This window comes from Kitasatospora sp. NPDC001539 (genome assembly GCF_040298565.1).
Classification (GTDB): Bacteria; Actinomycetota; Actinomycetes; order Streptomycetales; family Streptomycetaceae; genus Kitasatospora.
Window position 1 is genome coordinate 1 of sequence record NZ_JBEPAK010000250.1, and the last position, 10,416, is coordinate 10,416.

Consider the following 10,416-nt stretch of genomic DNA (forward strand, 5'->3'; position numbering starts at 1 on the left):
TCTGTTTCGTGGTGTTGCTGTTGGTCTCTCTTCTGTGGTGGCGCCTCCCGCCCGCCGGGTCGGGGGGGGTTTTGCGGCGCCGGCGGGCCCCGGCCGCCGACCGGGCGCCCGGCTCCTCGGGGGCGCGGGCGGAGCCGCTACGACCGCTGCCAGAGGGCCGGCACGTTCGGCGGCTCCCAGCCCACCATGGCGGTGTGCGCCTGGAGGCAGACGTAGGAGGCGCCGGAGTAGGTGACGCGGTCGCCCGCGCGGTACGCCGCGCCCGGGGTCCAGCCGCTGCCCGGCGGCGTGGTGGGGCCACCGGTCGGAGTGGTGGTCGGGGTCGGCGTGGGCGTGGGCGTGCCCGGGTTCTGCGGCACGTCCAGCACGAAGTCGTAACTCGCCTCGCGGACCGGACCGTTCTGTCGGACGGTCATCAGCAGCCGGGCGTCGAAGATGCCGTCGGTGCCGTTGCGCGGCTCGCCCGGGAAGTAGAGCTGGGTGGTCAGGACGGGGCGGCCCGGCGCCTGGAGCTTGACGTGCAGGTGCCGGGTGCGGCCCGGATAGAGGCCGGGGACGACGGTGTCCAGCCGGAACGCGCCGCCGGCGTCGGTGAACTGGTGGCCGCGGAAGGTGTAGCCGGCGTTGTCGTAGGCGCCGCTGTCGTCGGCCTGCCAGAAGTCCAGCAGCACGCCGGGGACGGGCCGGCAGGCGCGCCCGAAGACGTATCCGCTGACGGTCAGCCGGGTGCCGGGGCCGTCGCCGACCATCGAGGTGCGCAGCGGGGAGTCGGGTTTGAAGTACGGCCCCTCGATCTGCTCGACGGTGGGGTCGTCGCCGTCGTGGCACTCGGGGGTGAGGCCGGGGGCCCGGCCGTTGCCGGCCTGCTCGCGGGCCAGCGCGGCGCCGCTGCCGATCAGCAGGGGCGCGGCCCCGAGCGCGGCGGCGGCCTTCAGGACGGTCTTGCGGCTGATCATGCCGTCGGGCGTGGGCATGAGCCGTCTCCTTCCCGTGGAGTCGGGCGTGCGGTGGGTGGCGGGAGCGTGGGGGTCTGCGGGAGCGGGGTGGCGGGAGCGGGGGGTGGCCCTTGCCATGGTGGGGGCATGACAAGGGCCTGACCGGCCGCCCGCCCGCGCGCGCCGGACCGGCCGCCGGTGGCCACCAGCAACGCTACGGACCGTCCGGCGCGACCGCGATGGACATGATCCGGGGATCGTGGTGATTTCCGTCGACGCGGGCCCGGAACTCCCCCGGTGTCATCCCGGTCTCCCGGCGGAAGAAGCGGCAGAAGTACGCCGGATCCGCGAAGCCCGCGTCCTGGGCGACCTGCCGGATGGTCAGGTCCGTGCAGGCCAGCAGCCGCTTGGCCTCCAGGGTCTGCTGGTGCCGGATCAGCCCGCCCGGGGTCCGGCCGGTGGCCTGCTTGACCAGGGTCTGCAAGTGCCCCGGGGAGACGCCCAGTTCCTGGGCGATGGAGGCCACCGAGTGCCGCACCCCGCCCGGCCGGGCGATCAGCCTCGCGAAGGCCGCCGCCAGTTCGGCCGGTCGGCCTGGCGGGGCGGGGCGGCCGGCCGGCGCCGAGGCGCGCAGCGCCCGGACCAGCAGGATGTGCAGGCTCGCCCGCAGCACGCCCTGGTAGCCGGGCGCCCTGGTCAGGTACTCCTGCTCCATGTCGGCGAGCAACGCGCCGATCGCACCGGCCTGTTCACCGAGGCCGAGGGCCGGACGGGCGGCCAGGGCGCGCAGTGCGGCCAGGTCCTGCGGGTGGCCGAGCAGGAAGTCCTCGTTGAACAGGACGACCCGGCCGGTGAGTTCCTCGGCGTCCGCCCAGTGGTGCACCTGGCCCGGCGTGATCACGCACAACTGGGGCGGCGCCAGCGGCCGGTGGTCCAGGTCCAGGACGTGGGCGCCGCGCCCGCCGGTGACCTGGACGATCTCGTAGAAGGAGTGGCGGTGGGGGAAGTTGGCACGGGAGAGCGGGCCGATCGCGTCGAAGCCGCCGATGGCGAAGGGGAGCAGGTGGGGCAGCGGGACCTGCAGTCGGTGCAACGGCAGGTCCGGCGCGGTTCGGGTGGTGGGTGTCCGTCGCACGTCCATCGGAGCAGTGTGCGACCTGTTCCGGTAACAGGTCCAGACCATCCGTCGGCGCCCGCCGCTCTCCCCCGCCGTACGGCCCGGCGCGCCGCCGTTACACCGGCGGCCAGGGGATCGCGGGCCAGTCCCGGGAGGGCAGCGGATGGGTGCCGGAGCCGCGCAGCGCGGCGACCCGGGCCCGGGTGGCGTCCAGCTCGGCGGCGGTCAGGTGCGGGGCCAGGCGCTCGGCCAGCTCGCCGTCCAGCTGCTCGGCCAGCCGGGCCAGCACCTCCAGCGCCTCGCCGGGCAGCGGATCGCCCGCCCAGCCCCAGAGCAGGGTGCGCAGCTTGTCCTCGGTGTTGAACGTGACGCCGTGGTCGATGCCGTAGAGCCGGCCGTCGGCGGCGGGGATCAGATGGCCGCCCTTGCGGTCGGCGTTGTTGAGCACCGCGTCCAGCACGGCCAGCCGGCGCAGCCGCCGGTCGTCGTGGTGCACCAGCAGCGCCGGTCGGCCGCCCTCCACCTCGGCGTGCACGATCGGCAGCCAGCCCTCCTCCGGACCGTCCGGGTCCTGGAGCGCCAGCAGCGGCTCGGCCTGCGGATCCGGCTCGACCCACAGCTGCACCATGCCCGACCCGTGCGGCCCCTCCCGCAGCACCGTGGGCGGGATCAGCGCCCAGCCCGTCGCGGCGGACAGCTCGTACGCGGCGACCTCCCGGCCGGCCAGCGTGCCGTCCGGGAAGTCCCAGAGCGGGCGCTCGCCGGCCACCGGCTTGTAGACGGCCTGCGCGCTCAACGAGCCGTGCGCAACCGTGCAGTACAGCGCGGCGTTGGAGGCCTCGGTCAGGCGGCCGTGCACGGTCAGTTCGCCCTGGCGCAGCAGGGCCAGGGCGGTGGGCACGTCCGCGGCGAGGGCGGCGGCGACCGCCGGGTCGGCCTGCGGCGGGGTCTCGGTGTTCAGCGCCGGTAGCCGTTCGCGCGCGGGCACAGGTGGCCCTCCGGATCCAGCGGCAGGTTGCAGAACGGGCAGGGCTTGCGGCCGGCCGCGACCAGGTCCAGCGCGCGCTTGGCGAACACCCTGGCCATCGCGCCGGTCAGCCGCACCCGCAGCATGTCCGGGCCGTTCTCGTCGTCCCGGAAGACCGCCTCCTCGCCCTCGTCCTCCTCGTCCTCGACCAGGGCCTGCGCCTCGACCACCAGGCAGCCGTCCACGCTGTCCCAGGCCAGGGCCATGGTGCCGACCCGGAACTCCTGCTCCAGCGGCAGGTCCAGCGGGGCGGTGTCGAGCAGGTCCTTGGGCGCGGTGGCCGGGATGGAGGCGTCGCCGCCGCTGCGCCGCAGCGCCTCGTCGAGGACCTCCTCGATCCGCTCGGCGAGCGCGGCGACCTGGGTCTTCTCCAGCAGCACGCTGGTGACCCGGCCCCGGGCACTGGCCTGCAGGTAGAACGCCCGGGCGCCGGGCTGGCCGACGGTGCCGGCCACGAACCGTTCGGGCTGGTCGTAGAAGAAGACCTGACGGGGCACGCTCTCGCTCCGGATCGTGTCGGTTCGGTGCGGATCCGCCGTGGGGGATCGCGGGTTGTCGGACGGATGGATCACTCTCCAGTCACCCTACGACCTCCGGGCACCGACCGGGGAGCCGAGCGGGAGGCCGGCCGGCGACCGGGGACGGGGTGGCACCGGCGGTTCCGGGTGGTGCCGCCGCTGGTGGGGCGCCGCGCGGCCGCCGCGGGGAGAGCCGCTCAGGCGGTGCCGCCGACCACCGCGTCCCCGGCCGGGGTGGCCGGGCCGGCCGGATCGGCGTGGGGCTTGGGGGCCAGCGAGGAGAGGTCGCCGGTGTCACCCATTCTCAGCACGAAGGGGCGCTTGGGGGTGTACCGGATCGCGGTGACCGAGCAGGGCTCGACGCTGATCCGCTGGAAGTGGTCCAGGTGCAGGCCGAGCGCGTCGGCCACCACCGCCTTGATCACGTCCCCGTGCGAGCAGGCGACCCAGACCGCGTCCTCGCCGTGCTCGGCGGCGATCTTGGCGTTCCACTCGCGGACCGCGCTGACCGTCCGGTGGCTCAGCTCGCGCAGCGACTCGCCGCCGGGGAACGCCGCCGCGGCGGCGTGGTCCTGCACGGTGCGCCAGAGCGGCTCCTTGGCGAGCTCGGCCAGCGGGCGGCCGGTCCACTCGCCGTAGTGGCACTCCCCGAGCCGCTCGTCCTCGGCCGGCGGAGCCAGCTCGGGCCGGACGGCGACCAGCGGTTCCAGGGTCTGCCGGCAGCGCTCCAACGGGCTGCTGACGGCCTGCGCCAGCGGGATCGCGGCCAGCCGCCCGGCCAGCGCGGCGGCCTGGGCGCGGCCGGTGTCGTCCAGGTCCACGCCGGGGGTCCAACCGGCCAGGATCCCGGCGGTGTTCGCGGTCGAGCGGCCGTGGCGGACGAGCAGCAGGGTGGGCATGGGGCTCAGCCTACGGCCTCCGGGCGCCGTCGTGGGGCGGGGTCCGCGCCTCGGCCCCGGCGGCGGGCCGCCCCGGCCCGGTGCCGACCGGGCGCCGCGGCGCCGTACGGGCGGGGTGCGCGGCGCCGTACGGACGGGGTGCGCCGCCCCGGGCGGGCCGGGCGTCGCGGCGCTGTGTCGACCGGGCACTTCGGGGAACAATGGCACGCATGATCGTCCACTGCGCCGCATATCAGGACGGCCACCGGATCGGGGTCTCCGAGGACCCGAACGACGCGCTCACCGCCGCCCGCGCGGCCGGCCGGGGCGCCTTCGTCTGGATAGGCCTCTTCGAGCCGACCGTCGAGGAACTCGACCGGGTCGGCAGGGAGTTCGCGCTGCACCCGCTGGCCGTCGAGGACGCCGTCAGCGCCCACCAGCGGCCCAAGGTGGAGGCCTACCAGGGCTCGCTGTTCGTCGCCCTGAAGACCCTCGGCTACCACCCCGGCGCGCACGCCGTCACCAGCGGCGAGGTGATGGTCTTCCTCGGCCCGGACTTCGTGATGACCGTGCGGCACGGCGAGGACACCCCGCTCAGCGGACTGCGGGCCCGGCTGGAGCAGCAGCCCGAGCTGCTGCGGTACGGGCCCAGCTCGGTGCTGCACTCGGTGTGCGACGCCGTGGTGGACGACTACGTCGAGGTGGCCACCGCCCTGCAGGCCGACCTGGACGAACTGGAGGCGGACGTCTTCGCCGCCGGCCGGGTCGGCCGGGACGTCGCCGGGCGGATCTACGGCTGCAAGCGCCAGGTGATGGCCGTGCGCCGCGCCGCCGCCCCGCTGATGGAGCCGATGCTGCGCCTGGAGCGCGGCGCCCCGTTCGTCCAGCCGGAGACGGCGCCCTACCTGCGGGACGTCGCCGACCACCTGGCCCGGGTGAACGACCAGGTGGAGGGCATGGACCGGCTGCTGACCGACATCCTGAACGCCAACCTGGCGCAGGTGAGCGTGCAGCAGAACAACGACATGCGCAAGATCTCGGCCTGGGCGGCGCTGGCCGCCGTACCGACCATGATCGCGGGCATCTACGGGATGAACTTCGACCACATGCCCGAGCTGCACCAGCGGTGGGGCTACCCGGCGGTGCTGGCGCTGATGGCCGTGGTCTGCGTGGTCCTGCACCGGGTGTTCAAGCGGCACGACTGGCTGTGAGGCCGGGCGTGCGCCCCGGAACTGCCGGACCCTCCGGTGCCGCCTCGTACCGGCGGGTTCCCTCCCGCGCCGCCCGGTGTGCCGCTCGAACGCCCGGACCCGGTCAGGCCAGGCCGGCCCGCTCCAGTGCCTCGACGCCGGTGCGCAGCGCCCGGACCCGCTCGTCCAGGGTCAGGCCGGACGGGGCCAGGGTGAGCGTGGTGACGCCCGCGTCCGCGTAGGCCTGCATCCGGTCGGCGATCCGGGCGGTGTCGCCGACCAGCGAGGTGGCGTCGATCAGGTCGTGCGGGACGGCGGCCGCGGCGCCCGCGTAGTCCTTGGCCAGGTACCTCTCCTGGATCTCGTCGGCCTCGCGCTCGTAGCCCATCCGCCGGGCGAGCTGGTTGTAGAAGTTCTTCTCCTTGCTGCCCATGCCGCCGATGTAGAGCGCGGCGTAGGAGCGCTGGGAGTCGACGCCGGCCTTGATGTCCTCGCCGACCGCGATGGTGACGGTGGGGCAGAGGTCGAAGCCCTCGAGCGTCCGGCCGGCCTTGGCGCGCCCGGCCCGCAGCGGGTCCAGGGAGAGCGCGGCGTGCTCGGGGGCGAAGAAGATGCCCAGCCAGCCGTCGGCGATCTCTCCGGTCTGCTCCAGGTTCTTCGGGCCGATCGCGGCGATGTACAGCGGGATGTGCTCGCGCACCGGGTGCACGGTGAGCTTGATCGGCTTGCCCGGGCCGCCCGGCAGCGGCAGGGTCCAGTGCGCGCCCTCGTGCACCAGGCGCTCACGGGACATCGCCTTGCGGATGATCTCCACGTACTCGCGGGTGCGGGCCAGCGGCTTGTCGAACTTCACGCCGTACCAGCCCTCGGAGACCTGCGGGCCGGAGACGCCGAGGCCGAGGCGGAACCGGCCGCCGGAGAGGGTGTCCAGGGTCGCGGCGGTCATCGCGGTCATGGCGGGGGTGCGGGCCGGGATCTGGAAGATGGCGGAGCCGACGTCGATCCGCTCGGTCCTCGCGGCGACGAAGCTCAGCACCGTCGCGGCGTCCGAGCCGTACGCCTCCGCGGCCCAGCAGACCGAGTAGCCGAGCCGGTCCGCCTCCTGGGCCACCGCGATGTTGTCGGCGTCCATGCCGAGTCCCCAGTAGCCGAGGTTGATGCCGAGTCGCATGTGCCGAACCTTCCAGTCGGGGGCCTTGGTGGCGAGCGTAGCCGCGCACGCGCGGGACGTGCTACCGACGGGTAGGGGTGGGCTGGGTCACACCGTCGGTGTTGATCGTTCTGCGGGTCTGCGCCCCTGCCCGCGACCCGGCCGCTACGCTCAGCCGACGTGGGTAGTCCGCACCCCACCTGCGCGTTTGAAGGCTTCGGGGGCTCCCGGGGCCATTGGCCAGTGGAGGGCCCGTCCGATGGAAATGCGTCGCCTCGGCCGTACCGGCCTGCAGGTCTCCCGCCTCGGTCTCGGCACCATGACGTGGGGCCGGGACACCGACGAGCACGAGGCCGCCGAGCAGCTCAAGGAGTTCGTCGACGCCGGCGGCAACCTGATCGACACCGCCGACGTGTACGCGGACGGCGGCGCCGAGTACCTGATCTCCCGCCTCACCGAGGGCCTCGTCCCCCGCTCCGAACTCGTCATCGCCACCAAGGCGGGCAGCGTCCCCGAGGCCGCCCGGCGCTTCGACGGCTCGCGCGGCCACCTGCTCGCCGCCCTCGACGCCTCGTTGCAGCGGCTCGGCACCGACCACGTCGACCTGTGGCAGGTGCACGCCTTCGACCCGATGACCCCGGTCGAGGAGACGCTCAGCGCCCTCGACATCGCCGTCTCCTCCGGCCGCGCCCGGTACGCCGGGGTCTGCGACTTCAGCGGCTGGCAGCTCGCCAAGGCCGCCACCTGGCAGCGCGCCCACGACCGGATGCCGCTGGCCGGGGCGCAGCTGGAGTACTCGCTGCTGCAGCGCGGCATCGAGCGGGAGGCGCTGCCCGCGGCGCTGGACGCCGGGATCGGGATCCTCGCCGGGTCCCCGCTCGGCCGCGGGGTGCTCACCGGCAAGTACCGCCACGGCGTCCCCCAGGACTCGCGCGGCGCCTCGACGTACCTGTCCGGGTTCGTCCAGCCGTACCTCGGGGAGCGCTCGCGGCGGATCGTGGACGCCGTCGCCACCGCCGCCGACGGGCTGGCCAGCAGCCCGCTCGCGGTCGCGCTGGCCTGGGTCCGGGACCGGCCCGGGGTGGCGAGCGCGCTGGTCGGGGCACGGACGGTGGCACAGCTGCAGGCGGCGCTGTCGGTGGAGGCGCTTACGCTTCCGGATGAGATCCGCGGCGCGCTGGACGACATCTCGTCGCCGGTGCACCGCTACCCCGACCAGGGGTGGACCGAGCTCTGACGGCCGGTCCGGGCCGTGGTCCGGGTTGTCGGCAGAACGTGCAGTGGAGTGACCTTTGGAGCGGACGACGATGAGTGACACGGGGAACGGCGCTCCGGAGGAGACGGCGGCCTCACCGGCCGACAAGGCCGCGGCGATCGCGGAGCTGGCGGAGCGGATCCGCAGCATCGGGCCGCAGGGCGGTGGGCCGGCAGGGTCGGGGCCCGGCACCTCCGGGCCCGGTGGCCCGGGGGGCTCGCCGGTGTCCGGCTCGGCCGGGGCCCCGGAGGCTCCCGGCGCGCAGGTACCGGGCGGACCGGGCGGGTCGGGGGCGCCGGGCGGCTCGGGGGCGCCCGGCGAGGGCGCGCCGGCCACGGCCGCCGCCACTGCGGCTGCCGGGGAGCCCGACGGCCCGCGCGGCGACGCGCTCCAGGAGGCCGCCCGGGTGCTGACCGCCGGCGGCGCCCCGGCCGACCTGGCGCCCGCCGCCGTGGCCGAGTTCGGCGAGGACGCGGCCGAACGGCTGCGCACCGACCCGTGGGCGGTGCTGGGCCTGCCCGGCGTCCGCCCCGAGCACGCGGACGGCTTCGCCCGTGAGCTGCTCGGCCCCGGGGCCCGGCCCGACGACCCGCGCCGCGCCCAGGCGCTGGTGCTGTGGCTGCTGGAGCAGGCGGCCCTGCGCGGGCACTCGGCGCTCGAGCTGGCCGAGGTGACGGCCGGGCTGGAGCGGCTGCGGATGCCGGAGGCGGCCGCCGCGATCCAGGCCGCCGTCGAGGACGGGCGGGTGCTGCCCTTCCAGGAGGAGCTGAGCGGGCCGGAGGCGCAGGCCGCGGGCGGCGAGGACGACGAGCCGCCGACCCGGACGCTGCTCGCGCTGGAGCGGCTGGCGATGGCGGAGGACAGCCTCGCCGAGGGGCTGCTGCAGCTCATGGCCACCTTCGTGCCGGGCGAGGACGTCGAAGACACCCACGACGTCACGGACGACCAGGACGGCGAGGCCGCCGAGGACGTCGAGGGTGCGGACACCGGACACGGCGAGGCCGCCGAGGCCGCCGAGCCGGCGGAGGCGGGCGGGGATGCCGCCGAGGCCGCCGAGCCGGCTGCGGAGGAGGCGCCCGACCACGCCGACCACGTGCCCGCCGACCCCGGCCCCGCCGCCTGGGCGGCTGCCGCCGAGGCCGCGCCGTCCGCCTCCGCAACCGCGCTGATCCAGGCCGTCGCCGACGCGGCCCTGGTGCTGCACACCGGCGGCGAGGCCGCCCGCGCCGAACCCGCCGCGCTGCTCGCCGCCGCCCGGAGCCTCGGGCTGCGGGCCTGGGCCGCCACCTGGACCGGCCAGGGCCGGGAGTCCTTCGCCGCGCTCGCCGGGGCTCAGGCCCGGCCCCAGGTCGCCACCCTCGCCGAGCTGCTGGCCGGGACGGCCGGCCCCGGCCGCTCCCCCGACGGCTCGCTCGCCCTGGACCTCCTGGTCGTACTGGACGCCCCGCTGCTGGACGTCGAACTGGCCGCCACCCTGGTGGAGTCGCTCGCGGACGGCACCCGGCTGGTGCTCAGCGGCGACCCGGGCCAGCTCTGGTCGGCCGGCCCCGGCCGGTTCTTCGCCGACCTGCTGGCCGCCAAGGTCTGCCCGGCGGTCGCCTCCCGCACCCCGGACTTCGGCCCGATCGGCGAGTTGGTCTCCGGCGTCGGCATCGGCGAGTTGCAGCCGGTCGAGGCGCCGGACAAGGAGGTGGTCATCCTGACCGCCAAGGACGGCGGCGAGGCCGTCCACCGCGCCGCCCAACTGCTCACCGACTCGATCCCGCGGGCGCTCGGCATCCCCGCCGAGCAGGTCGTGCTGCTGACCCCGGGCCACGGCGGTCCGGCCGGTACGCGGGCGCTGAACGCCGCCGCCAAGGCCCGGCTGAACCCCGGCCCGGGGCGGTTCGGCGGTTTCGACCCGGGTGACCGGGTGGTGGAGTCCCCGGCGCCCGGGATCACCCGCCCGGCCCGGGTGCTGGACGGCGACGCCACCGGTCTCCACCTGGAGTACCCGGACGGCTCCCGCCGGACCGTCCCGCCCGCGGAGGCCGGGCGGCTGCGGCACGGCTGGGCGCTGACGGTCCACCAGGCACTCGGCCGCCGCTGGCCTGGGGTCGTGGTGGTGCTCCCCGAGGACGCCGGGCCGACGCTCACCCGGCAGTGGGTCTACACCGCCTTCGGGCGCGGCGAGCGGCACCTGTCGGTGGTGCACGCGGCGGGCCCGGCGCTCGTCCAGGCCGTCGCCGAGCGCCCGGCGCAGCCGCGCACCACCCGGCTGCGGGCGCTCCTCGCGGAGAACGCGGCCTCGGCGTACTGACCGGGCGGGTTCCCCGGGCGACGGAAGGGCGGGCCCGGAACGACCGG

Annotated in this window: 9 protein-coding genes; 3 read left to right on the plus strand and 6 right to left on the minus strand. The window is 75.8% G+C overall.

All coding sequences use genetic code 11. From position 1 onward, the window contains the following. Positions 1-137: 137 nt before the first annotated feature. From ABT247_RS27790 to ABT247_RS27810, 5 genes are all read right to left on the minus strand, one after another. The gene (locus ABT247_RS27790) at positions 138-974 is read right to left on the minus strand and encodes a dioxygenase family protein (RefSeq protein WP_350747592.1); all 837 of its coding nucleotides are present in this window, start codon (positions 972-974) and stop codon (positions 138-140) included. Positions 975-1,149: 175 nt separating this feature from the next. Further along, positions 1,150-2,076: a helix-turn-helix transcriptional regulator gene (locus tag ABT247_RS27795; RefSeq protein ID WP_350747595.1), complete on the minus strand. Its 927-nt coding sequence runs from the start codon at positions 2,074-2,076 to the stop codon at positions 1,150-1,152. 91 nt (positions 2,077-2,167) lie between these two features. Continuing rightward, positions 2,168-2,953, minus strand: coding sequence for an SCO1664 family protein (locus ABT247_RS27800; RefSeq protein ID WP_350747616.1), 786 nt, complete (start codon positions 2,951-2,953; stop codon positions 2,168-2,170). Positions 2,954-3,009: 56 nt separating this feature from the next. Continuing rightward, positions 3,010-3,576, minus strand: coding sequence for a DUF3090 domain-containing protein (locus ABT247_RS27805; RefSeq protein WP_350747598.1), 567 nt, complete (start codon positions 3,574-3,576; stop codon positions 3,010-3,012). Positions 3,577-3,794: 218 nt separating this feature from the next. Next, the gene (locus tag ABT247_RS27810) at positions 3,795-4,496 is read right to left on the minus strand and encodes a histidine phosphatase family protein (protein WP_350747601.1); all 702 of its coding nucleotides are present in this window, start codon (positions 4,494-4,496) and stop codon (positions 3,795-3,797) included. Between the two features lie 209 nt (positions 4,497-4,705). Here ABT247_RS27810 and ABT247_RS27815 point away from each other — a divergent pair, with 209 nt between their 5' ends. Beyond that, positions 4,706-5,686 carry a magnesium and cobalt transport protein CorA gene (locus tag ABT247_RS27815; RefSeq protein WP_350747604.1) on the plus strand — a complete coding sequence of 327 codons (981 nt, stop codon included), beginning with the start codon at positions 4,706-4,708 and terminating at the stop codon, positions 5,684-5,686. A gap of 103 nt (positions 5,687-5,789) precedes the next feature. Here the strand turns inward: ABT247_RS27815 and ABT247_RS27820 are convergent, their stop codons facing one another. Continuing rightward, on the minus strand, positions 5,790-6,836 hold the full coding sequence (locus ABT247_RS27820) for an LLM class F420-dependent oxidoreductase (protein ID WP_350747607.1): 1,047 nt from the start codon (positions 6,834-6,836) through the stop codon (positions 5,790-5,792). 238 nt (positions 6,837-7,074) lie between these two features. On the opposite strand from ABT247_RS27820, the gene ABT247_RS27825 reads away from it, so the two are divergent. Continuing rightward, on the plus strand, positions 7,075-8,052 hold the full coding sequence (locus ABT247_RS27825; protein ID WP_350747610.1) for an aldo/keto reductase: 978 nt from the start codon (positions 7,075-7,077) through the stop codon (positions 8,050-8,052). 70 nt (positions 8,053-8,122) lie between these two features. Next, on the plus strand, positions 8,123-10,369 hold the full coding sequence (locus ABT247_RS27830; RefSeq protein WP_350747613.1) for a helix-hairpin-helix domain-containing protein: 2,247 nt from the start codon (positions 8,123-8,125) through the stop codon (positions 10,367-10,369). The last annotated feature ends 47 nt before the right edge of the window (positions 10,370-10,416 follow it).

Excerpts from the sequence above, each read along its gene's own strand:
- ABT247_RS27790 (WP_350747592.1), bottom strand. The coding sequence starts at position 974 with ATGCCCACGCCCGACGGCATGATCAGCCGCAAGACCGTCCTGAAGGCC.
- ABT247_RS27830 (WP_350747613.1), top strand. The coding sequence starts at position 8,123 with ATGAGTGACACGGGGAACGGCGCTCCGGAGGAGACGGCGGCCTCACCG.
- ABT247_RS27825 (WP_350747610.1), top strand. The coding sequence starts at position 7,075 with ATGGAAATGCGTCGCCTCGGCCGTACCGGCCTGCAGGTCTCCCGCCTC.
- ABT247_RS27815 (WP_350747604.1), top strand. The coding sequence starts at position 4,706 with ATGATCGTCCACTGCGCCGCATATCAGGACGGCCACCGGATCGGGGTC.
- ABT247_RS27795 (WP_350747595.1), bottom strand. The coding sequence starts at position 2,076 with ATGGACGTGCGACGGACACCCACCACCCGAACCGCGCCGGACCTGCCG.
- ABT247_RS27810 (WP_350747601.1), bottom strand. The coding sequence starts at position 4,496 with ATGCCCACCCTGCTGCTCGTCCGCCACGGCCGCTCGACCGCGAACACC.
- ABT247_RS27820 (WP_350747607.1), bottom strand. The coding sequence starts at position 6,836 with ATGCGACTCGGCATCAACCTCGGCTACTGGGGACTCGGCATGGACGCC.